Origin of the sequence: Streptomyces sp. NPDC046887, from assembly GCF_040644755.1 — a bacterium.
Taxonomy (GTDB): domain Bacteria; phylum Actinomycetota; class Actinomycetes; order Streptomycetales; family Streptomycetaceae; genus Streptomyces; species Streptomyces lichenis.
Map to the genome: position 1 here is coordinate 599,751 of NZ_JBEYXH010000001.1, position 21,182 is coordinate 620,932.

At 71.3% G+C, this 21,182-nt stretch carries 21 protein-coding genes; 15 read left to right on the forward strand and 6 right to left on the reverse strand.

Translation table 11 applies throughout. The annotated features are described in order from the left end of the window. Nucleotides 1-23: 23 nt before the first annotated feature. Entirely contained in the window at nt 24-584 is a 561-nt protein-coding gene (locus ABZ945_RS02730; protein WP_361262666.1) for a hypothetical protein, read from the reverse strand. An 84-nt stretch (nt 585-668) separates the two neighbouring features. Then, nucleotides 669-1,310 carry a hypothetical protein gene (locus ABZ945_RS02735; RefSeq protein WP_361262668.1) on the reverse strand — a complete coding sequence of 214 codons (642 nt, stop codon included), beginning with the start codon at nt 1,308-1,310 and terminating at the stop codon, nt 669-671. 295 nt (nt 1,311-1,605) lie between these two features. Here ABZ945_RS02735 and ABZ945_RS02740 point away from each other — a divergent pair, with 295 nt between their 5' ends. The 4 genes from ABZ945_RS02740 to ABZ945_RS02755 all read left to right on the forward strand — a co-directional run bounded on the left by ABZ945_RS02740 (nt 1,606) and on the right by ABZ945_RS02755 (nt 6,190). After that, nucleotides 1,606-2,475 carry a bifunctional methylenetetrahydrofolate dehydrogenase/methenyltetrahydrofolate cyclohydrolase gene (locus ABZ945_RS02740; RefSeq protein ID WP_361262671.1) on the forward strand — a complete coding sequence of 290 codons (870 nt, stop codon included), beginning with the start codon at nt 1,606-1,608 and terminating at the stop codon, nt 2,473-2,475. A gap of 722 nt (nt 2,476-3,197) precedes the next feature. Continuing rightward, the gene (locus tag ABZ945_RS02745; protein ID WP_361262674.1) at nt 3,198-3,572 is read left to right on the forward strand and encodes a DUF3017 domain-containing protein; all 375 of its coding nucleotides are present in this window, start codon (nt 3,198-3,200) and stop codon (nt 3,570-3,572) included. A 386-nt stretch (nt 3,573-3,958) separates the two neighbouring features. Then, complete coding sequence (locus ABZ945_RS02750) at nt 3,959-5,044, forward strand: DUF2690 domain-containing protein (RefSeq protein WP_361262677.1); 1,086 nt, start codon at nt 3,959-3,961, stop codon at nt 5,042-5,044. A gap of 156 nt (nt 5,045-5,200) precedes the next feature. Then, entirely contained in the window at nt 5,201-6,190 is a 990-nt protein-coding gene (locus ABZ945_RS02755) for a malate dehydrogenase (protein WP_361262679.1), read from the forward strand. Between the two features lie 10 nt (nt 6,191-6,200). Here ABZ945_RS02755 and ABZ945_RS02760 read toward each other — a convergent pair whose 3' ends face one another. Then, entirely contained in the window at nt 6,201-7,382 is a 1,182-nt protein-coding gene (locus ABZ945_RS02760) for an acyltransferase (RefSeq protein ID WP_361262682.1), read from the reverse strand. Between the two features lie 429 nt (nt 7,383-7,811). Between ABZ945_RS02760 and ABZ945_RS02765 the strand changes: the two genes are divergently transcribed. The 7 genes from ABZ945_RS02765 (at nt 7,812) to ABZ945_RS02795 (ending at nt 16,399) form a co-directional block, all read left to right on the forward strand. Then, nucleotides 7,812-9,314 carry an aldehyde dehydrogenase family protein gene (locus tag ABZ945_RS02765; protein ID WP_361262685.1) on the forward strand — a complete coding sequence of 501 codons (1,503 nt, stop codon included), beginning with the start codon at nt 7,812-7,814 and terminating at the stop codon, nt 9,312-9,314. A gap of 88 nt (nt 9,315-9,402) precedes the next feature. Continuing rightward, nucleotides 9,403-11,025, forward strand: coding sequence for a GMC oxidoreductase (locus ABZ945_RS02770; protein WP_361262688.1), 1,623 nt, complete (start codon nt 9,403-9,405; stop codon nt 11,023-11,025). Next, nucleotides 11,022-12,272: a glycine betaine/L-proline ABC transporter ATP-binding protein gene (locus ABZ945_RS02775; RefSeq protein ID WP_361262691.1), complete on the forward strand. Its 1,251-nt coding sequence runs from the start codon at nt 11,022-11,024 to the stop codon at nt 12,270-12,272. The genes ABZ945_RS02770 and ABZ945_RS02775 overlap by 4 nt, the downstream gene beginning before the upstream one ends. Beyond that, nucleotides 12,269-14,185 carry an ABC transporter permease subunit gene (locus tag ABZ945_RS02780; RefSeq protein WP_361262694.1) on the forward strand — a complete coding sequence of 639 codons (1,917 nt, stop codon included), beginning with the start codon at nt 12,269-12,271 and terminating at the stop codon, nt 14,183-14,185. The genes ABZ945_RS02775 and ABZ945_RS02780 overlap by 4 nt, the downstream gene beginning before the upstream one ends. Before the next feature lie 2 nt (nt 14,186-14,187). Then, the gene (locus tag ABZ945_RS02785) at nt 14,188-15,147 is read left to right on the forward strand and encodes an ABC transporter substrate-binding protein (RefSeq protein WP_361262697.1); all 960 of its coding nucleotides are present in this window, start codon (nt 14,188-14,190) and stop codon (nt 15,145-15,147) included. Between the two features lie 353 nt (nt 15,148-15,500). Beyond that, a complete protein-coding gene (locus ABZ945_RS02790; RefSeq protein WP_361262700.1) occupies nt 15,501-16,136 on the forward strand; it encodes a hypothetical protein in 636 nt (211 codons plus the stop codon). A 17-nt stretch (nt 16,137-16,153) separates the two neighbouring features. Beyond that, the gene (locus ABZ945_RS02795; protein ID WP_361262703.1) at nt 16,154-16,399 is read left to right on the forward strand and encodes a hypothetical protein; all 246 of its coding nucleotides are present in this window, start codon (nt 16,154-16,156) and stop codon (nt 16,397-16,399) included. A gap of 70 nt (nt 16,400-16,469) precedes the next feature. Here the strand turns inward: ABZ945_RS02795 and ABZ945_RS02800 are convergent, their stop codons facing one another. Continuing rightward, nucleotides 16,470-16,691, reverse strand: coding sequence for a DUF397 domain-containing protein (locus tag ABZ945_RS02800; protein ID WP_361262706.1), 222 nt, complete (start codon nt 16,689-16,691; stop codon nt 16,470-16,472). Continuing rightward, nucleotides 16,688-17,551 carry a helix-turn-helix transcriptional regulator gene (locus ABZ945_RS02805; protein ID WP_361262708.1) on the reverse strand — a complete coding sequence of 288 codons (864 nt, stop codon included), beginning with the start codon at nt 17,549-17,551 and terminating at the stop codon, nt 16,688-16,690. The genes ABZ945_RS02800 and ABZ945_RS02805 overlap by 4 nt, the downstream gene beginning before the upstream one ends. A 247-nt stretch (nt 17,552-17,798) precedes the next feature. Between ABZ945_RS02805 and ABZ945_RS02810 the strand changes: the two genes are divergently transcribed. From ABZ945_RS02810 to ABZ945_RS02825, 4 genes are all read left to right on the forward strand, one after another. Next, nucleotides 17,799-18,263, forward strand: coding sequence for an ATP-binding protein (locus ABZ945_RS02810; protein WP_361262711.1), 465 nt, complete (start codon nt 17,799-17,801; stop codon nt 18,261-18,263). Nucleotides 18,264-18,328: 65 nt separating this feature from the next. After that, nucleotides 18,329-18,781 carry an NUDIX domain-containing protein gene (locus ABZ945_RS02815; protein ID WP_361262714.1) on the forward strand — a complete coding sequence of 151 codons (453 nt, stop codon included), beginning with the start codon at nt 18,329-18,331 and terminating at the stop codon, nt 18,779-18,781. 5 nt (nt 18,782-18,786) lie between these two features. After that, complete coding sequence (locus tag ABZ945_RS02820; RefSeq protein ID WP_361262717.1) at nt 18,787-19,356, forward strand: hypothetical protein; 570 nt, start codon at nt 18,787-18,789, stop codon at nt 19,354-19,356. Beyond that, entirely contained in the window at nt 19,353-19,781 is a 429-nt protein-coding gene (locus ABZ945_RS02825) for a hypothetical protein (RefSeq protein WP_361262720.1), read from the forward strand. The genes ABZ945_RS02820 and ABZ945_RS02825 overlap by 4 nt, the downstream gene beginning before the upstream one ends. Before the next feature lie 449 nt (nt 19,782-20,230). Here ABZ945_RS02825 and ABZ945_RS02830 read toward each other — a convergent pair whose 3' ends face one another. Next, the gene (locus tag ABZ945_RS02830; protein ID WP_361262723.1) at nt 20,231-20,995 is read right to left on the reverse strand and encodes a DUF3800 domain-containing protein; all 765 of its coding nucleotides are present in this window, start codon (nt 20,993-20,995) and stop codon (nt 20,231-20,233) included. Nucleotides 20,996-21,182: the final 187 nt, after the last annotated feature.

A 21,182-nucleotide genomic window follows, 5' to 3' on the forward strand; every position in this document is an offset into this window, starting at 1 on the left:
TCTCGCGTACCGCGGGCGGCGGTTCAGTGGCGCGGGCGCCTGAACCAGGCAGCCGACTCCGCCTTCGCCAGGAACACGATGATCAGGATGCCGAGTACCACGCTGATCAGCGCGAACAGGTTCGCCCCGAGCAGGCTGACCGCACTGAAGAAGGTGACGATCGAGGCGTACACGATCCCGGAGATCCGTATGCCGTTGCCGCCCTTGGCCAGCTTCATCCCGGTGATGAGCCCCCACACGGCGAAGGCCAGCACGAGGACACCCATCACGATCATGATGCCCGCGCCGATCGAGGCGACCGTGTCGACGTCCTCGGAGCGGGCGCCGGACGTCCTGGCGTTATCGGTGATCAGGTCCGCGAACCAGCTGGAGGCGACGACCATCACCACGCCGGCGACGGCCTGAAGGCCGCCGATGACCAGGAGCATGACGCGGGCGGCCTTGACCCCGCCCGGCATCGCCCAGGGCACGCCCGGGTAACCGCCGCCGTAGGCCGGGGCGGCGGGCGGGTAGCCGTAACCCGGCTGCGCGGGCTTGTCCTCGGGCGGGCCGTAGGGACTGCTGCCGGGGGCGCCGAAGCTCATGCGGGGTCTTCCTCCATCATCCGGTGATGCGATTGCGGCTCTCGGCCGCGACTGCCGGCCGGGGCTCTCGGCCGCGGGGGACCGTCAGTAGCGCGGACGGTTGAACCAGGCCGCGCCGTCCTTGGTGAGCATCGCGGCGAGGATGATGCCGCCGATCGCCAGGCCGATCAGCGCGCTGACCACCGAACTGGCCGTTCCGTTGCCGAAGTTGAGCAGGCTCAGGACGAGGAAGAGCGAGGCGTAGACGATCGTGGTGATCCGCACGCCGTTGCCGCCCTTGCCCATCTTGGCGCCCAGGATGATCGCCCACAGCGCGAAGGCGACCAGGATCAGGACCAGGATGAAGCCGAGGCCCGCCAGGCCGCTGGTCGCGTCGCCGGCGCCCACCTCGGAGGAGATGTCCTGCGCGGCGGCGACGACGAAGGCGAAGACGATGGCGGCGATGATCTGGAGGCCGCCGACGATGAAGAGCAGCACGCGTGCGGTCGTCACCAGGCCCGGCATCGACGCCGGCACGCCCGGGTAGCCGTAGCCGGGAGCGGCGGCCGGGGCCGGGGGAGCGGCCGGGTAGCCGTAGCCGGGCTGCGCGGGCTGCTGCGGCTGGCCCTGCTGCGGGTAGCCGTAGCCGGGCTGCGGGGGCTGGCCGCCCTGCGGGTAGCCGTAGCCCGGCTGCTGGGGCTGGCCCTGCTGCTGGCCGTAGGGGTTGTTGGGGTCGCCGAAACTCATGGCGGGTTTCCTCCGTTGTGGTGCGGGGACGGCGCGGCCCGCGCGGAGGAACGTTGGTGCCCGTTTCCTGCGGTTCTGCCCCCCTGCACTGCCCGCGGCACTGCGCGGATCATCGTGGTCGCTGCCGAGACCGCTTGTCCAGTCGATAGAACGAGGCGTTGTGCAAGTGCAACCTCGGCCGACCCCTGGGGTGGAAGCGTGGCCGGGACACCGGTCCGCGCCGCCGCGGACCGACCGGTACGGGGGACCGCCCGCGAATTGGAACAGGGACGGGTTCATCCGGGAGGATGGACCCATGACCGCCCAGATTCTCGATGGCAAGGCCACCGCCGCCGCGATCAAGTCCGAACTGGCCGCCCGCGTGGCCACCCTCAAGGCCCGGGGCGTCACTCCCGGCCTCGGCACCATCCTGGTCGGCGACGACCCGGGCAGCCACAAGTACGTCGCCGGCAAGCACCGCGACTGCGCGGAGGTCGGCATCGCCTCCCTCCAGCGCCAACTGCCCGCCACCGCCACCCAGGACGAGATCGAGGCGGTCGTCCGCGAGCTGAACGAGGACCCCGCCTGCACCGGTTACATCGTGCAGCTCCCGCTCCCCAAGGGGATCGTGGAGAACCGGATCCTGGAGCTGATGGACCCAGCCAAGGACGCCGACGGACTGCACCCCACCAACCTCGGCCGGCTGGTGCTCAACGAGCCCGCGCCGCTGCCCTGCACCCCCAACGGGATCATCACCCTGCTGCGCAAGCACGGGGTGGAGATCAACGGCGCGGAGGTCGTGGTGGTCGGCCGCGGCACCACCATCGGCCGCCCCATGCCGCTGCTGCTCACCCGCCGCTCCGAGAACGCGACGGTGACCCAGTGCCACACCGGTACGCGGGACCTCTCCGCGCATCTGCGCCGGGCGGACATCATCGTGGCCGCCGCGGGCGTACCGCACCTGATCAAGCCGGAGGACGTCAAGCCGGGCGCGGCGGTGCTGGACGTGGGCGTCAGCCGGGACGAGAGCGGCAAGATCGTCGGCGATGTGCACCCGGGGGTGAACGAGGTGGCCGGCTGGCGCGCCCCGAACCCGGGCGGCGTCGGCCCGATGACCCGGGCGCAGCTGCTGGTCAACGTGGTCGAGGCGGCCGAGCGCGCCGCGGCCGCCACCGAGACCGCCTGACCGACACCCGGCCCGACCGCGAGAGACGGCACGACACCGAAAGAGAGCGACCCATGGGCGTACGGGCTGACGGCGACCCGGCAACGGCGACCAGGCCGACGGGCCCCGCGTCCGCGGAGACCGAGGGGCCGGGCCCCGGGGATCTCGGCGGTGCCGCGCCGGCGGGGGCCGGGGACGGCGGGCCTGCGGCCGGGGCGGGGGCCGAGGGGCCGGGTCTCGGGGGCCCCGGCGGGACCGCGTCCGCGGAGGCCGAGGGGCCGGGCCCCGGGAATCTCGGCGCTACCGCGCCGGCAGGAGCCGGGGGGAGCGCTGGGAACGCCTCCGGTGCCGCCGGGAACGCCGCCGGTCCCGGGGGGAGCGCCGAGAGCGCCGCCGGTGCCGCCGGGAACGCCGCCGGTGCCGGGGGGAGCGCCGGGAACGCCTCCGGGGTCGCCGGGAACGCCGCCGGCCCCAGTGGGAGCGCCGGGAACGCCGCCGGCGCTGAGGGCCTCGCCGAGGGCCCCGCCGACGACTCCTCGCACGCCTCCGCCTCCGCCTCCGCCGACGCCGACGCGGACGATGCCGCCGACGCCGCCTCCTCCGACATCCCGGACGCCGGGAGCGGCGCGGGCGACGGTGCTACGGGACCAGGCGGTGCTACGGGAAGCGGCGGCGGTGCTACGGGAAGTGGCGGTGCTACGGGAAGTGGCGCGCCCCCGACCGGTTCGCGGCGGCCGCCGGCCGTGACCCGGGACACCGCGCGCCCCGAGGGCGGCGGGCGGGCGGCGCCCGGGGACGCTCCGGCGCCGGCCCGCCAGTGGCCGCTGCTCACCGTGGTCGGGCTGGTCGCGCTGGGTCTGCTGGTGGTCGGCTTCGACCCGTTCCCGCAGGCCGCGCGCGTCGGTTCGCTGCTGGTCGGGGCGGCCCTGCTGACCGGAGCCGTGATGCGCCGCGTCCTGCCGTCGGTGGGGATGCTCGCCGTACGGTCGAGGTTCACCGACATGGCGACCTACGGACTGCTCGGCGCGGCGATCGTCTTCTTCGCGCTGATGACCCAGCCGAATCCCTGGCTGGAGATCCCACTCCTGGAGAAGGCCGTCCGGTTCGCGGTCCGCTGACCGCCCGCCCCCCATGGAGGGGCCCCGCGCCCGGACCTCCGCTACGGCGCCCATCCTCTCCCCCGAGCAGGACGGGCGCCGCGGCGTTGTCCCAAGAGGGTCATGCACGCGCCAATCGCGAGCAAGGGATTTCCTGCGGCTGTGGCACGGAAGTGACCATTCCGGCATGGTGTGGGCGACCCGCGGCGGGATGCGAGACTGGGGCGGCACTCGGCGCCGGGTGTGCGACGGGGCACGTCCGGGCGCGGGTGCGTCCGTACCCGCCCCGACCCACGGGAACTGGCACCCCGGCTCCGCGCATCCCACCCAGCGGAGACCCGGCCGGCGCCCGCAGGGCGCGGTACGGGGAGCACATCAGCACGCAACGGGGGGACGAGGGGGAGGCAATGCCTCGCTGGAAGGCGCTACCGGAGGAACTCGACCCGCAGGTCAAGGAGTTCACCAGCCAGCTGCGCCGGCTGGTGGACCGCGGCGGGCTGGGTGTCGCCGCCGTCGCGGACCGCACCGGGTACAGCAAGACGTCCTGGGAGCGCTACCTCAACGGCCGGCTGCTCCCTCCCAAGGGCGCCGTCCTCGCGCTCGCCGAGGTCACCGGTACCAACCCGATCCACCTCACCACCATGTGGGAGCTGGCCGAGCGGGCCTGGAGCCGCGCGGAGATGCGCCATGACATGACCATGGAGGCGATCCGCATATCCCAGGCGCGGGCCGCCCTCGGCGACTTCGGCGGCGGCACCGGCGCCCCCGCCCCCGCCACCGACCGGCCCGGCGAGCGCCCCACCGGCCCCGCCGCCACCCCGTCCCCCGGCCCGCGCCCCACCCACGGATCCGTCATCCCCGCGGACGGCGGCCCCAACGGACCCGCCCCCCGCGGCCCGGGCAGGAACATCACGGACGCCCCCCAGCCCCGTACCCATCAGGCCGACGGACCGGCCGACCCCGCCCCGCGCCGCCGGAGCAGGCTGCCGCTGATCGCCGGCGCGGCCGCCGCCGTGGTGGCCGTCGCCGCCGGGGCGTACTTCCTGATCGGTCAGGACGGCGACGACACCGGCACCGGCAAGACCGTCGCCGGGCCGCCCACCTCGGCCGCCCCCACCACCAGCGCCGCCGTCAAGCTGCCGCCCGGGGTGAAGTGCAACGGCAAGGACTGCACCGGCCAGGACGCCCAGCAGATGGGATGCGGCGGCGAGTACGCGACCACCGCCGCGACCGCCACGGTCGGCACCGCCCGGATCGAGGTCCGCTACAGCAAGGTGTGCGGCGCGGCCTGGGCCCGTATCACCCAGGCGACCGGCGGGGACACCGTCACCGTCTCCGCGGCGGGCACCACCGAGCAGCGGTCGGTCAAGGCCGGCGGCACCGACACCTACACCGCGATGGTGGCCGCGGCCTCCGCCGAGGCGTCCAAGGCCTGCGCCACCCTGGCGGCCGGCGGCCAGGACTGCACGGACGGGGCCCCGGGAGCGCAGTGAGCCACGACACAGGGTGCGGGGGCGGGGATTGAGGCGGTGCGGGTTCGGATAGCCTGACCGCTGGATATCTCTTCACGTCGAGACACCGATCGATCATGGGGATGTCCAGCACCAGGGGCAGGGACCCCCACCGCCAGCTGTCTTACGGAGATCGCCATGACCCGCACTCCCGTGAATGTCACCGTGACCGGCGCGGCCGGCCAGATCGGCTACGCGCTGCTCTTCCGCATCGCCTCCGGCCACCTGCTCGGCGCGGATGTGCCGGTCAAGCTCCGCCTGCTGGAGATCCCCCAGGGCCTGAAGGCCGCCGAGGGCACCGCGATGGAGCTCGACGACTGCGCCTTCCCGCTGCTGCGCGGCATCGAGATCACCGACGACCCGAACGTCGGCTTCGACGGCGCCAACGTCGCGCTGCTCGTCGGCGCCCGCCCCCGTACCAAGGGCATGGAGCGCGGCGACCTGCTGGAGGCCAACGGCGGCATCTTCAAGCCGCAGGGCAAGGCCATCAACGACCACGCCGCCGACGACATCCGCGTCCTGGTGGTCGGCAACCCGGCCAACACCAACGCCCTGATCGCCCAGGCCGCCGCGCCGGACGTGCCGGCCGAGCGGTTCACCGCGATGACCCGCCTGGACCACAACCGCGCCATCTCGCAGCTGGCCGCCAAGACCGGCGCCGCCGTCTCCGACATCAAGCGGCTGACCATCTGGGGCAACCACTCGGCCACCCAGTACCCGGACATCTTCCACGCGGAGATCGCCGGCAAGAACGCCGCCGAGACCGTGAACGACGAGGCCTGGCTCGCCGACACCTTCATCCCGACCGTCGCCAAGCGCGGCGCCGCGATCATCGAGGCCCGGGGCGCCTCCTCGGCCGCCTCCGCCGCCAACGCCGCCATCGACCACGTCCACACCTGGGTCAACGGCACCCCGGCCGGCGACTGGACCTCCATGGGCATCCCCTCGGACGGCTCCTACGGCGTCCCGGAGGGCCTGATCTCCTCCTTCCCGGTCACCTGCAAGGACGGCACGTACGAGATCGTCCAGGGCCTGGACATCAACGAGTTCTCCCGCACCCGCATCGACGCCTCGGTGCAGGAGCTCGCGGAGGAGCGCGACGCCGTCCGCGGCCTGGGCCTGATCTGATCTCGTCCGATCAGCCTGTGATCCGCTCCTCGCCCCCGGCCGCCGCGCGCTGCCGGGGGCGAGGTGTCTCCACGCCCGGGGCGGTGTAGGGGCGCCGCAGCCGCAGGAACGGCAGTTCCACCGCGTGGTACGTCAGCCAGGAGACCGCCACCGTCAACGGCAGCGCCACCAGCAGGGTCAGCCAGAACGCCGCCGCCAGCGGAGGCAGCCCGGCCGGGACCAGGGCCCGGATCGGCCACCCGGCCGCGTACTCGCCGAGCACCGCCAGCACCATGAAGTGCGTCAGATACACCGAGAAGCTCACCTCGCCGAGCCGGGCCACCGCGCGGGACAGCACCCCGCGGCTCGGGCCCCCCGCCACGTACACCAGCACCGCCAGCGCCCACACCGCCCCCTCGGCCGTCCCCCACACCAGCTTCAGCGGACTGTCCGAGACAAAGCCGCGCACCTGGTTGAACCACCAGGTCAGGGCGAGCGCCAGCGCCCCCGCCACCGGCAGCAGCACCCGCCGCCCCGCCCGCAGCCGCTCCCGGTGGCGCAGATACGCCCAGGCCGCCAGCATCCCCAGCAGGAACTGGTCGATCCGCCCGGCCAGCCCCAGGTAGAGCGCCACCGTGTGCGGCTCGGCCACCGGGCTGCTCAGCCACACCAGGGCCCGCAGCACGGCCACCGCGGCCAGCAGCCGCACCAGGGCGCCCGGCCCGCGCTCCGTGAGCAGCCGGTTGAGCAGCGGGAACACCAGATAGAACTGCATCTCCACGGCGAGCGTCCAGAACACCCCGCCGTACGGCTGGGCGGGCGCCGCGAAGGTGAGCACCCCCAGCAGCTCCCGCCAGGTCGGCAGGGACACCTGGGTGGCCAGCCCCAGCAGGGCGACCAGCAGATACAGCGGGTAGACCCGCAGCGCCCGGTTGCCGAGGAACCGCCCGTAGCGCACCGGCCGCCCGTACGCCCCGACGGTGAAGACGAAGCCGGACAGCACCATGAAGAGCGCGACGGCGGTGTGCCCTTCGAAGACCAGCGTCCAGGCCGGGTTCACCGAGTGCGGCCAGTCCTCCGCCGGCCGGAACTCCCGCCCCTGCAACCGGGCTCCGAGCACCTGGCAGCCGTGGTAGAGCACCACCAGCACGGCGGCGGCGGCGCGCAGCTGGTCGACGGGGGCGAGATAGACGCGGTCGTCGCTACTGCGCATGCAGGGCACCCTAGGCACGCCCCGGCCGACCGGCGGGCGACCGGCCAGCGCCTTCCTCGGATCATCATCCGATCGGATCATCCGCCCCACGGTCCGGACCGCAGACCCGTTCGAATGACGGGGTCGTGACAGAGAGCAAGTGGCGGACTACCCCTCCCCGAAGTGAGCAAACCCACGTTCAGGCATGGTTCTCGCCACGGGGGGCAGGGAGCCGTTCTCCGGTAGCCCGCCGGAACCGCAGCCGTCCACGGCCCCCTCCGGCCGCCGGCTGCGCCCTTCTCAGGCCCTCACCAGGCCTCCATCAGGCCCCAACCAGGCCGCGGCAGGGACCTCGATCGGCCCGATCGACCCCGTCGAGGCACGGCGCCCCCCGCGGGGCGCCGGTACGACCCGGAACGGAAGGCAGAACGCGACGTGTCCGACCAGCACGTGTCCGACCGACACACCATCCACGTGGGCGGCGAGTGGCGAGCAGCCGCCGACGGCGCCACCCGCGAGATCCTCGACCCCGTCGACGCGACCGTCCTCGCGGTCGTCGCCGAGGGCGGGGCCGAGGACACCGACGCCGCGATCGCCGCCGCCCGCGCCGCCTTCGACCAGGGGTCCTGGCCGGCCACCCCGGTCGCCGAGCGCGCCGCACTGCTGCGCCGGGTCGCCGACCTCCTCCAGCGCGACCGCGAGGAGCTGGGCCTGCTGGAGAGCCGGGACGCCGGCAAGACCGCCGAGGAGGGCCGGGTGGACGTGGACTGCGTCACCGACGCCTTCCGCTACTTCGCCGACCTGGTCGCCGGCGAGTCCGGCGGCCGGGTGGTGGACGCCGGTACCCCCGAGGTCCACAGCACCGTGGTCCATGAGCCGGTCGGCGTCTGCGCCCTGATCACCCCCTGGAACTACCCGCTGCTCCAGGCCAGTTGGAAGATCGCTCCGGCGCTCGCCGCGGGCAACACCTTCGTCCTCAAGCCCAGCGAGATCACCCCGCTGACCACCGTCGCGCTGATCCGCCTGCTCGCCGAGGCCGGGCTGCCCGACGGGGTGGCCAACCTGGTCACCGGCGCGGGCGACCCGGTCGGCGCCCGGATGTCCGAGCACCCGGACGTGGACCTGGTCTCCTTCACCGGCGGCCTGGTCAGCGGTACGAAGGTGATGCGCGCCGCCGCCGACACGGTGAAGAAGGTCGCCCTGGAACTGGGCGGCAAGAACCCCAACGTGGTCTTCGCCGACGCCTGCGCCACCGACGAGGGCTTCGACACCGCCGTGGACCAGGCGCTCAACGCGGCCTTCATCCACAGCGGCCAGGTCTGCTCGGCCGGCTCCCGGCTGATCATCGAGGAGTCGGTTCGGGAGCGCTTCGTCGCCGAACTCGCCCGCCGCGCCGAGAAGATCCGCCTGGGCCGGGGCACCGCCGACGGCGTGGAGTGCGGCCCGCTGGTCTCCGACCGGCAGCTCGCCCGTACCGAGGAGTACGTCGCCTCCGCGCTCGCCGAGGGAGCCGTACTGCGTGCCGGCGGACAGCGCCCCGCCGACCTGGAGCCCGCCCTGAAGGCCGGCTACTTCTACCGCCCCACCGTCCTGGACCAGTGCCACCGCGAGATGCGGGTGGTCCGCGAGGAGGTGTTCGGCCCGGTCCTCACCGTGGAGACCTTCCGCACCGAGGACGAGGCCGTCGCCCTCGCCAACGACACCGAGTACGGCCTGGCCGGCGGCGTCTGGACGGCCGACCCGGGCCGCGCCCGCCGGGTCGCCGGCCGGCTGCGCCACGGCACCGTCTGGATCAACGACTTCCACCCCTACCTCCCGCAGGCGGAGTGGGGCGGCTTCGGCAAGAGCGGCATCGGCCGCGAGCTGGGCCCGGCGGGCCTCGCCGAGTACCGCGAGTCCAAGCACGTCTACCAGAACCTGGCCCCGCGCCCGGTGCGCTGGTTCAAGGGCTGAGCCGTACTCCCGTACGTACGGGATCCCGTACGTACGGGAGAAGCCCCCGAGGACCACCGCCGCAGAGCCGCAGAGAAGAGACCCCCGCATGATCGCCGCGTACAACCACGTATACGACTCCGCCGGAGAGCCGGCCGAATCGGCCCAGCCGGCCGCCGAGGCCGACTCCGCCGGGGAATCCGCCCCCGCCTCCGACACCTACGACTACGTCATCGTCGGCGGCGGCACCGCCGGCTCGGTCATCGCCCACCGGCTGAGCGCCGACCCGGGCACCACCGTCGCCGTCATCGAGGGCGGCCCCTCCGACGTCGACCGCCCCGACGTGCTCACCCTGCGCCGCTGGATGGGCCTGCTCGGCGGGGACCTGGACTACGACTATCCGACCACCGAGCAGCCGCGCGGCAACTCGCACATCCGGCACAGCCGCGCCCGGGTGCTCGGCGGCTGCTCCTCGCACAACACCCTGATCTCCTTCAAGCCGCTGCCGTCCGACTGGGACGAGTGGGAGGCGGCGGGCGCCACCGGCTGGAACGCGGCCGCCATGGACCCGTACTACGCCCGGCTGCTGAACAACATCGTCTCGGTGGACGAGAAGGACCGCAACGCCATCGCCCGCGACTTCGTGGACGCCGCGCGGAAGGCGCTGGACGTGCCGCGTGTCGAGGGCTTCAACGCCCAGCCGTTCCACGAGGGCGTCGGCTTCTTCGACCTGGCGTACCACCCGGAGGACAACAAGCGCTCCTCCGCCTCGGTGGCCTACCTCCACCCGATCATGGACGAGCGGTCCAACCTCACCATCCTGCTGGAGACCTGGGCGTACCGGCTGGAGCTGGACGGCACCACCGCCCGCGGCGTCCACGTCCGCACCAAGGACGGCGAGGAGAGGCTGATCTCGGCCCGCCGGGAGGTCGTGGTCTGCGCCGGCGCGGTGGACACCCCGCGGCTGCTGCTGCACTCCGGCATCGGCCCGAAGGCCGACCTGGACGCCCTCGGCATCCCGGTCGTCCGCGACCTGCCGGGCGTCGGCGAGAACCTGCTCGACCACCCCGAGTCGGTGATCGTCTGGGAGACCCACGGCCCCATCCCGGAGAACTCCGCGATGGACAGCGACGCCGGGCTCTTCGTCCGCCGCGACCCGGAGTCCGAGGGCCCGGACCTCATGTTCCACTTCTACCAGATCCCGTTCACCGACAACCCGGAGCGACTGGGCTACGAACGGCCCGCGCACGGTGTCTCGATGACCCCGAACATCCCCAAGCCCCGCTCGCGCGGCCGCCTCTACCTCACCAGCGCCGACCCGGAGGCCAAGCCGGCCCTGGACTTCCGGTACTTCACCGACGAGGACGACTACGACGGCCGCACCCTGGTGGACGGCATCAGGATCGCCCGCGAGGTCGCCAAGGCCGAGCCGCTGGCCGGCTGGCTGAAGCGCGAGGTCTGCCCCGGGCCTGAGGTGACCGGCGACGAGGAACTGAGCGAGTACGCCCGCAAGGTCGCGCACACCGTCTACCACCCGGCGGGTACCTGCAAGATGGGCGCCGCCGACGACGAACTGGCGGTCGTCACGCCCGACTTGAAGATCCGCGGCCTGTCCGGCATCCGTATCGCCGACGCCTCGGTCTTCCCCACGATGCCCGCCGTCAATCCGATGATCGGAGTCCTCATGGTCGGCGAAAAGGCCGCTGAACTGCTGGGAGGCGGTGCCAAGTGACCGCCACCGTCCCCACCCCCGCCGAAAAGAAGCCCCCGACCCCGGACACGAGCCCGGCCCCGGACGCAAGCCCGGCCCCGGACGCAAGCTCGGCCCCGGACGCAAGCCCGGCCCCGGCCGCGAGTACGGCCCCGGCCACGGGTCCGACCCAGGTCCCCGAACAACCCTCCCAGCCCCCGGTCTTCTCCGTAAACGGCCTCTGGAAGGTCTTCGGCCCCAAGTCCGCCGCGCGCCGCATACCCGGCGACCCCGAGCTGACCGCCCTCCCCGCCGCCGAACTGCGCGAGCGCACCGGCTGTACCGCCGCCGTCCGGGACGTCTCCTTCGACGTCCGCAAGGGCGAGGTCTTCGTCGTCATGGGCCTGTCCGGCTCCGGCAAGTCCACCCTGGTCCGCTGCCTCACCCGGCTGATAGAGCCCACCGCGGGCACCATCGCCATCGACGGCGAGGACGTCGGCGCCATGGACAAGGCCCGGCTGCGCGAACTGCGCCGCCACCGCGCCGCGATGGTCTTCCAGCACTTCGGGCTGCTGCCGCACCGCACCGTCCTGGACAACGTCGCCTACGGCCTGGAGATCCAGGGCATGGGCCGCGCCGAGCGCCGCGCCAAGGCCGCCGAACTGGTCGCCAAGGTCGGCCTGGACGGGATGGAGCAGCGCCGGCCCCGCCAGCTCTCCGGCGGCCAGCAGCAGCGCGTCGGCCTCGCCCGCGCTCTCGCCTCCGATCCCCAAGTCCTCCTCTTCGACGAGCCGTTCAGCGCGCTGGACCCGCTGATCCGCCGGGATATGCAGGAGGAGGTGGCCCGGCTCCACCGCGAGGAGGGCCGCACCATGGTCTTCATCACCCACGATCTCAACGAGGCGCTGCGCCTCGGCGACCGGATCGCCCTGATGCGCGACGGCCGGATCGTCCAGCTCGGCACCCCCGAGGAGATCGTGGGCTCGCCCGCCGACGACTACGTCCGCGACTTCGTACGCGATGTGCCGCGCGAGCAGGTCATGACGGTACGCGGTGCCATGCGGCCCGCCCGCGACGGCGAGGCCGACTCCTCCGGGCCCGCCCTCGCGCCCACCGCCACGGTCGCCGAGGCCATCGAGGCGGTCGCCCGCAGCGGCGGGCCCGCCCGGGTCACCGAGCAGGGCCGCTGCCTCGGCGTGGTCGACCACCAGGGTCTGCTGGCCGTCGTCGCCGGGGTGCCCGCCACCGTCCCGTCCCAGGAGGACGGCCGGAAGGCGGCCGCCGCATGACCACCACCACCGCCCCCCTCTCCGTACCGTCTCCGTCTCCGAGACTCCCCGCCCGCCGCTGGTGGCCCCTGGCCGCCGCGGTCCTCCTCACCATCGCCGGCCTCCTCACCGCAACCAGCCTCAACTGGCCCGCCGCCCTCTCCGTGGACCTCTCCTCCCCCCTCGGCTCGACCAGCGACTGGATCATCGACAACCGGGACAGCCACCCGTTCTTCCTCTACTTCCTGGGCCACATCAGCAACGCGGTGGTCTTCTCCGTCCGCGCCGTCTATCTCCTCCTCCTGGCCCTCGGCTGGGCCGGGGTCACGGTCGCCGCGGCCGTCATCGCCTGGCGCGCCGCCGGCATCCGCATCGGCCTGTCCACCGCCGCCGCGTTCGCCGTCTGCGGGCTGCTCGGCATGTGGGTGCCCACCATGCAGACCCTCGCCCTGATGGTGGTGGCCGTCGCCGCCTCCCTCGCCCTGGGCGCCCTGCTCGGTCTGGCCGCCGGCCTCTCCGACCGCACCTTCCGCGCCCTGCGCCCGGTCCTGGACACCATGCAGGTCCTCCCGGCCTTCGCCTATCTCCTCCCCGTCGTCCTGATCTTCGGCATCGGCGTCCCGGCGGCCGTGCTGGCCACCGTCGTCTACGCGGCCCCGCCGATGGCCCGCCTCACCGCGCTCGGCCTGCGCGAGGCCGACCCCACCGTCCTCGAAGCCGTGGACTCCCTCGGCGCCACCGCCCGCCAGCGCCTCCTCACCGCCCGCCTCCCCCTGGCCCGCCGCCAACTGCTCCTCGGCGTCAACCAGACCGTCATGATGGCCCTCTCCATGGCCGTCATCGCCTCCGTGATCGGCGCGGGCGGCCTCGGCGACCGGGTCTACCAGGCCCTCGCCTCCGTCGACGTGGGCGCCGCGCTGGCCGCCGGCATCCCCATCGTCCTGCTCGCCATCGTGCTGGACCGCACCGCGACCGCCGAGCGCGAGGAGCGGGACGGCCGCAGCTGGCCCGCCTGGCTGCTGGCCGCCGCCCTCACCGCCGCGGCGGCCCTGACCGCACGCCTCCTCGGCGCTCTCTCCTTCCCGGCCTCCTGGAACGTGGGCATCGCCGAACCGGTCAACACCGCCGTCGACTGGATGACGGACCACCTCTACTCCGGCGTGCCCGTCATCGGCGGCACCGCCGACTGGGCCGCCGCCTTCACCGGCTGGGTCCTCGACCCCGTACGCTCCGGTCTCCAGGCCCTCCCCTGGTGGGGCCTGCTCCTGCTGGTCGGCGCCCTGGCCCTGCTCGTCGGCACCTGGCGCACCGCGCTCACCGCCGTCCTCGCGATGGCCGCCATCGGCGTCCTCGGCGTCTGGGACGCCTCCCTGGACACTCTGTCCCAGGTCCTGGCCGCCGTCGCCGTCACCCTGGCCCTCGGCTTCGCCGTCTCCATCGCCGCCGCCCGAAGCGCCCGCGTCGAACGCTGGCTACGGCCCGTCCTGGACGTCTTCCAGACCATGCCGCAGTTCGTCTACCTCATCCCGGTGGTCGCCCTGTTCGGCGTGGGCCGCGCCCCCGCGGTCGCCGCCGCGGTGGTCTACGCCCTCCCTGCCGTCGTCCGGATCACCACCCAAGGTCTACGGGGCGTCGACCCGGTCGCCCTCGAATCCGCCCGCTCCCTCGGCGCCACCGGCTGGCAGCAACTGCGCCAGGTCCAGATCCCGCTGGCTCGCCCCGCCCTGCTCCTCGCCGTCAACCAGGCGGTCGTGCTGGTCCTCGCCGTCGTCATCATCGGCGGCCTGGTCGGCGGAGGCGCGCTCGGCTACGACGTGGTCTTCGGCCTCGCCCAGGGCGACCTGGCCACCGGGCTGGTCGCCGGCGCGGCGATCGTCTGCCTCGGCCTGATGCTCGACCGCGTAACCCAGCCCACCTCTTCAAAGGAGGCCTGACCATGCCCAAGCGCATTGTGTCCACGGCGGCCGCCGGTCTCCTTCTGCTGGTCACCGGCTGCGGCGCCGCCGACATGACCGTCCAGTCCTCCCCCTTCGCCGCCGCCGAGGGCTCCAAGACGGTGACCCTCTCCCAGCAGTCCTGGGTCGGCGCCCAGGCCAACACGGCCGTCGCCAAGTACCTGCTGGAGCACGAGCTCGGCTACCGGGTGGACACCGTCCAGGTCGACGAGGTCCCCGCCTGGGACGCCCTCAGCCAGGGCCGGGTGGACGCCATCATGGAGGACTGGGGCCACCCCGAGCAGGAGCAGCGCTACATCGAGGACAAGGGCCTGATCACCCGCGGCGGCGACGTGGGTGTCACCGGCCACATCGGCTGGTACGTCCCCACGTACTTCGCCAAGGCCCACCCCGACGTCACCGACTGGCGCAATCTGAACAAGTACGCCGACCAGCTCCGCACCGCCGAGTCCGGCGGCAAGGGCCAGCTCTTGGACGGCTCCCCGTCCTACGTCACCAACGACAAGGCCCTCGTCAAGAATCTCAACCTGGACTACCAGGTCGTCTTCGCCGGCTCCGAGGCCGCCCAGATCACCCAGATCAAGCAGTTCGCCAAGGAGAAGAAGCCCTTCCTGACCTACTGGTACAAGCCCCAGTGGCTGTTCGAGAAGGTCCCCATGACCGAGGTCAAGCTCCCCGCCTACAAGGAGGGCTGCGACGCCGACCCCGACAAGGTCGCCTGCGCCTACCCGCACACCCCCCTCCAGAAGTTCCTGAACACCGACTTCGCCAAGAACGGCGGCGAAGCGGCCCAGCTGCTCAAGAACTTCCACTGGTCCGAGGAGCACCAGAACGAGGTCTCCCTGATGATCGCCGACCAGAAGCTCTCCCCGGACGAGGCCGCCGAGAAGTGGGTCAAGGCCAACGAGCCGGTCTGGCGCAAGTGGCTCCCCAAGAAGTAGCCATCGCCCCCTGACGACGAACGGCCCGCCTCCCGCGTACATCCGCGCCGGAGGCGGGCCGTCCGCCGTCCACCCCACCAGCGCCGGACAGCGGAGCCAGTGAAGAGCCGGAAGGCCCACCAGCACACGATCCAGTCGAAAGCCGGCAGCCAGCCGTCTTATCCCGCCAATGCTTCGAAACGGAAGCCGATCTCCCGAAAGGGATGATCTCATCCCCGAACTGGCCATCCGGGGCATAAGCTCCACCTCCGTCACCCATGGGAACCCGTCAGCGGTTCTCCTGTCGGTGCCGACGCAGCGGCACCATCGACAGGCAAGCGTCAGCGCTTCACTCCAACCATCCGGGGGATTCCATGCGCAGAGCGACAACGCTGTTACTCGCCCTCACCGCAGCGACAACCGCCATCGCGGCACCGGCCACCGCCGCCGACGATTCCGCCGCGGTGCGGCTGCCCATCACCGCCTCGCCGGAAGGCGGCACCATCGACCTGGACACCGCCACCGTGTCCCACTTCGGCTACGACGGCGAGCGGGCCTTCAACAGCCCCTCAGTGAAGGCCACCCACCCCAAGGCCGCCGACCCGGCGCACTGGCTCCCGGTCGGCCTCATCGCATCCGCCAGGACGGCCGCTCCCGCACGCGACGGCTTCGTCTGCACCATCTGGGTCGGGGAGGTCGTCGCCGACGGGCTGCGCGACATCAAGGCAGGGACTCACCAGACCTGCACAGGCAGTTTCCGCACCCAGTGGACCCAGGCCCAGTTCGCCTCCCAGAAGGGCGGATGGCACCGCATCACCAATTCGATCATCGGCCCGCGCACCAGCCGCCAGATCAACGACACCACCTTCGTGGTCAGCTGTCGCGCCAACCCGAGGGACGGCCGGCAGAACTACCGCCTCGAAGGACGCGGTTACGCCATCGCCACCAACGGCGTTGAAGTGAAGGGCAACCTGCACTACGGAAGGGCTTCCCGGTGGACGTGCCTATGACCGCAGGAGGCTGAACCATGAGCGAGACCCCGGTGGGAACCTTCGGATACGTCCCTGAAGACCCCGAAGACGGTGACGAGACCGACGAACTCCCGGCCGACGAACCGAAGACCGACACGGACCCCACCGCGGAACTGCTCACCGGCACCGCACGGGGCTCCACATCGGACGACTTCCCACCGGACTACTGGTCAGGCATCCCGTCGCACACGCACCCGGATGAGGGCGCACCCGATGGCCCCGCGCCGCCTTCCGACGACTGACCACCAGCGACACCGGGCCCGCCTCACGCAGACACGTGAGGCTGGCCCGTCCGTCATTACCCGCCAGGACCTACCGCCCGCCGCGTAGCCGCCCGTCGGCCACCGCCGCGACGAAGGCGGCCAGGTGGGTGCGGGGGAGGAGCAGCGCGGGCCCGTGGGGGTCCTTGCTGTCGCGGACGGCGACGGTGCGGTCATCGAGGATGCCGCACTCGACGCACTGCGCTCCGGCGTCGCTGTACGAGGACTTCCACCAGCTCACAGGGAGGGTGGCGGCGTCGTCAACATGGCTCATGTGCTTTTCCTTATCTCGGTGATCAGATCCGCCGACGCCTCGACCGAGAGCGCGGCTGCACTCAACCGCTGCCACGCGTCCCGATGAGCGGCGACCTTGTCGCTCTCCTCCACGTACACGGTGGAGGTGAGCCCTTCGGTGTGCACCACATCAAGATCGGCATGCGGCCCGAAGCCCAGAATCATGAAGCTGCCGAGCTGGCCGACATGGAGTGGCGCGTCCACGGGCAGCACCTGCACGTTGACGTTCGGCCGTCTGCCCACGGCGGTCAACCGGCCGAGCTGCTCGTGCATGAGCCCATCGATCTCGGAGGTAGAGCGAAGGACCTGCTCGGCGATGATGGCCCAGAGAGTCAGCGGATCTTCGCGAGTAAGGACTGCCTGGCGCGCCAAGCGTACTTCGACCAGTGCGTCGACCTTCGCCTCGATCGCTTCCGACATGGCGGTCGAGCGGATCATCTCGCGGGCGTACTCGGCGGTCTGAAGCAGTCCGGGAATCACACCAAGCTGCCAGGAAGAGACCGACTCAGCCTCCGCTTCCAGGCTGATCATGTCCTCATAGAGAGGCGTGAGAACCCCTCGGTATGACTGCCACCACCCTCGCTGCGACCCCTCCTTCGTCAACGTCAGCAGCGCCGCGCGCAGCTCCTCGCTGACGTCCCGGCCGATCTCCGCATACAGATCGAGCAGGGCGTTGACGTCCTTCGCCTGCGCGGCACTGCGCGCGGTCTCTATCCGCGACAGCTTCGAGGGGATGAACTTGCCCCCGGACCGCTCCGACACCTCTTCGAGTGTGAGGTCACCGCGCAGCGCGCGGAACTTCGCACCGAGCCGTCGGCGCCGCACAGTTGGCGCACTCACGTGGTCTCCCTCCCAGCCCCGGCCTGCGACTTTGGCGACAGTCTGCCGTGATGCGTGATCGCCTGTCACCTGCGTACCGCCACCACTTCGCACACCTGTTGGAGTAGCTTGCAATTTTCTACGAAGATAGCGAATGACTTGCAATCGATCACGCTATGAGAGCACGCTGTTACAGCGAAGTGCGAACGTCTGCGACCGGGCGGCTACTTGCCGTGCATGCCGCAGGCTTGCCCATAAGGGGACATGCATGATCGAAGGACAGTTGGCCAATCTGCCCGCCTGCTGTGCACCGCCGCCCGGCCCGCCGCCCATCCTGGTGCTGCTGGGCGAGCCGGAATCCGCTAAGGCGGCGCGTAAGTTCGTACGCGAGTACGTCGGTTACCACCTTCCGGGCGTATCCACCGACCACATCGAGACCGTCGTCCTGGTCGCCTGCGAGCTGGTCACCAATGCGATCCGGTACGGCACTGAGCCCGGCGACTCGGTACGCCTGGTCCTGGACGCCGACGACCGGCGCACCCGCGTCGAGGTGCACGACCCGGTGCGCCGCCACCCCCGCCGCCGGTCCGCCTCCGACGAGCGCGGCCGGGGGCGCGGGCTCGTCATCCTCGATGCCCTGTGCCCCGACGCGTGGGGCGTGACCGACATCCCGTTCGGCAAGGCGGTGTGGGCCGAGGTGCCGGCGTGCGCCGACGTGTCGGACGGCAGCTGACGGCGTTGTGCCCGGCATCAGGGGCGGCACCGAACCGCCCCCGACCGATCGAAAGGGCCGGACCCATGAAGCGACTCATCGCCCGGCTGTGGCGACTCATCCGGGGCCCCTTGCAGTGGCGGGTCCTCTGGCTCGCCCACGCCAAGTTCATGGTGGGCGTTACCGGGGTCGTCCGTGACGACGCCGGGAAAGTCCTGCTGCTCAAGCACCGCATGTGGCCCCCGGACCGCCCCTGGGGGCTGCCGACCGGCTACGCGGTCAAGGGCGAGGAGTTCCCGCTGACCATCGTCCGCGAGGTGAAGGAGGAGACCGGCTTGGACGTCAAGCCCGGTCGCCTGGTGAGCCTCAACAGCGGTTACCGGCTCCGGGTGGAGGTGGCCTACGAGGCCCTGCACACCGGAGGCGAGCTGAAGATCGACGGATTCGAGATCCTGGAGGCACAGTGGTTCAGCGTGGACTCGCTCCCGGAGGGGATGCAGGACTCCCACCGGCGGCTCATCGAGGACACGTCCTCCTGACCCCGTTGGCGCCCAACGAGACCGTCCTCGGCGAACGGACCGCCGCCACCCTGGCCGCCCTCCGGACCGACCCCTCCGTCCTGACAGCGGCCCACCCTGACCACGTCTTCCGTCCTGCGGCCGGCCGCTTGCGGCAATGGCAGGAAGCTGGAGCTGACACGGCGGTGTTCCACAGCGGTCTGTACGCCGCACGTTGCCGCTACGCCGAGCTCGGCCTGACGCAGATGCTGCCGCTGGACCGCGTACTGGTGGGGGCGGAGTCGTCACGACCGGGAGCGTTCGGCGGCTTCCACCACCCGAACCAGGGCTACCGCCACTTGCAGATGGTCGCGGTCGTCACCATGTACGGCCCGATGGAGGGGAACACCCCCGAAGACGCCGACCAAGCGCTGCTCGACCTCCTACGCGCGTACGCCCATGACTGCCTGCACTACGGTTCGCGGCGACGGTACATCGACGTGGCAGGCACCCCGACCCGTACGCAGTACGGCATCAACTTCCGCCGCCTCACGGACAGTCCTACTCCGCAGCCGATCCGGAGGGAAGCGGGTACACCCGCAACCTCGGGGTCGTGATGGAGGGCGCCTGCGACCGCGAGGCCCGGCGTATCACACGAGAGACGGCGGTCCGAGCCGGCCTTCGCGAACCGGACGACCTGCTGGCACGACTCGCCTTCCGCGACAGCACGGGCGCCCTGACCGAGGAGGACATGACGGACGGGCCGGAAGCCGACTCCACCTCCGAGGCCGCCCGATACGTCGAAGCTCTCCGCCACTATCAGGCGGCAGTGAACGGCCGCTACGAGACCTTCCTCGGCGAGTTCGCGCCCGGGGAGAAGGAGAGCCTGCACGACCTCCTGCTGACCGCCGTGATCAGCGGAGACGTGAGGGGACTGAGCGCTTGGCTCGATGACCGACACGGCCCCGGGACCTTCGCCGGGGCCTTCCAGACGGGCACCTACTTCGCCCCCGTGCCCGGCCCCCGGGGCGCGACACCGTAGCCAATGGCGTTGTTTGCACGTCGGCTGGCGGCTCCATGCGGGCGCTTGTCGAGAGCGCCCGCTCCTCCGCGCAGTCCGGAGGGTAAGTCTTGGTCACAGGGGTCGGCCTGTGTGCACGTTCGCCCCGACGGCAGTGTCGTCAGCAACATCTGATCCGTAGCTCTAGCCGGAATGGTCAGCGACAGCTATACCGGCCGCTACGGGGCTTGTAAGAGCCGGTAGCGGACGGGGTGGGGGCTAGGGTTGTGGTAGGGACTGTTGTGCTGAACGGAGCAGGATGTGAGTGCCTTGGCACGCCCGCGCTGTGGGCAATGTGCACCAAAGCCGGTAAGCTTCAGGTAGCAAGCGGGACCGCCCAGGCGGTCGCGGGGAGAACGCTTGGTCTGCTGCCAGACCCTTCCGATGTGTCGGTTGAAGCGCCCCGGGCCTCCTGGGCGGTTCTTTGCGTCTCACAGGCCGGATGCGGGCCACCAGGGTAGCGAAGTGAACGTGGCTTCGTTTCCAAGGATCTTGAAGCCATAGTTGCGGCTCTGTCCCCGACTATCACGTCGGAGTTGGTGTCGGACAGCCAGCAGGTGCGCTGATTCGTAGCCCCCGTATCGATCTGGCCGTATGGCTGCGCTCAACATGCCCGCGTACTGATCGGCAGCCTGGAGTCCGTCCCACTTGGCTTGGTCTTCGAAGGTAGGCTGACCCCGTAGTAGGTGCCATGGAACAAATGCCGGTGTTCGCTGAGGCTTGATCTTGAAGTAGCCACATGTCGTGCGGTGATCAAACCCCCGCACGTGACCGAACCTGACGACTAGGTCGCGGCTACTACCAGCCCAGCCTCCTGCCGCAAGCAGCATCCGTTCCAGCGCGATACCAGCCGCATAGTTGTAGAAGATGACTTGGTCGTGCCGCATTCCAGCGTGCGCAGGGATCGCCGCCTTCTCGACCACTACGTATACGACCTTGACATCGGCGAGCTGCGCTAGGGCGCTCGCGACGTGCTGTCGCCGCGGATACACCTTGACATGATCTTTCCAGTGCAGCGCCTTGCCTGGCGGCACATTAAGATCGCGACGTAGCCGAGACATCGTCGCCCTCATCTGTGGCTCCTGCTCATCAGCGATTAGCAGAGCGGCGAAGGAGAAGTAGGGGGAGGCCGAAGCCGAGATGCCGCGATCGCCAGTCTCGTCTACGTATGCCCTGACAATCTGCCGTGCGGGCATCTCGCTCCTTCCGCGTACAATATGACGGGTGATTAGGAGCAAGCTACACCAGCTCACCGCACCCCACCACTACATGTGGTGGTTTTTTTTTGACCACCCACTAGATCTAGTGGGTGGTGACTTCCGGAAGGCTCCACATGGTGCGGGGTGGAAATCCGGCTCGCGAACGGGTGGCCGCCCGGCCGCC

Bases quoted from the DNA above. Each gene is read 5' to 3' on its own strand.
- ABZ945_RS02760 (WP_361262682.1), bottom strand. From the start codon at position 7,382: ATGCGCAGTAGCGACGACCGCGTCTATCTCGCCCCCGTCGACCAGCTG.
- ABZ945_RS02730 (WP_361262666.1), bottom strand. From the start codon at position 584: ATGAGCTTCGGCGCCCCCGGCAGCAGTCCCTACGGCCCGCCCGAGGAC.
- ABZ945_RS02740 (WP_361262671.1), top strand. From the start codon at position 1,606: ATGACCGCCCAGATTCTCGATGGCAAGGCCACCGCCGCCGCGATCAAG.
- ABZ945_RS02770 (WP_361262688.1), top strand. From the start codon at position 9,403: ATGATCGCCGCGTACAACCACGTATACGACTCCGCCGGAGAGCCGGCC.
- ABZ945_RS02795 (WP_361262703.1), top strand. From the start codon at position 16,154: ATGAGCGAGACCCCGGTGGGAACCTTCGGATACGTCCCTGAAGACCCC.
- ABZ945_RS02735 (WP_361262668.1), bottom strand. From the start codon at position 1,310: ATGAGTTTCGGCGACCCCAACAACCCCTACGGCCAGCAGCAGGGCCAG.
- ABZ945_RS02810 (WP_361262711.1), top strand. From the start codon at position 17,799: ATGATCGAAGGACAGTTGGCCAATCTGCCCGCCTGCTGTGCACCGCCG.
- ABZ945_RS02785 (WP_361262697.1), top strand. From the start codon at position 14,188: ATGCCCAAGCGCATTGTGTCCACGGCGGCCGCCGGTCTCCTTCTGCTG.
- ABZ945_RS02800 (WP_361262706.1), bottom strand. From the start codon at position 16,691: ATGAGCCATGTTGACGACGCCGCCACCCTCCCTGTGAGCTGGTGGAAG.
- ABZ945_RS02815 (WP_361262714.1), top strand. From the start codon at position 18,329: ATGAAGCGACTCATCGCCCGGCTGTGGCGACTCATCCGGGGCCCCTTG.
- ABZ945_RS02830 (WP_361262723.1), bottom strand. From the start codon at position 20,995: ATGCCCGCACGGCAGATTGTCAGGGCATACGTAGACGAGACTGGCGAT.
- ABZ945_RS02790 (WP_361262700.1), top strand. From the start codon at position 15,501: ATGCGCAGAGCGACAACGCTGTTACTCGCCCTCACCGCAGCGACAACC.
- ABZ945_RS02750 (WP_361262677.1), top strand. From the start codon at position 3,959: ATGCCTCGCTGGAAGGCGCTACCGGAGGAACTCGACCCGCAGGTCAAG.
- ABZ945_RS02755 (WP_361262679.1), top strand. From the start codon at position 5,201: ATGACCCGCACTCCCGTGAATGTCACCGTGACCGGCGCGGCCGGCCAG.
- ABZ945_RS02780 (WP_361262694.1), top strand. From the start codon at position 12,269: ATGACCACCACCACCGCCCCCCTCTCCGTACCGTCTCCGTCTCCGAGA.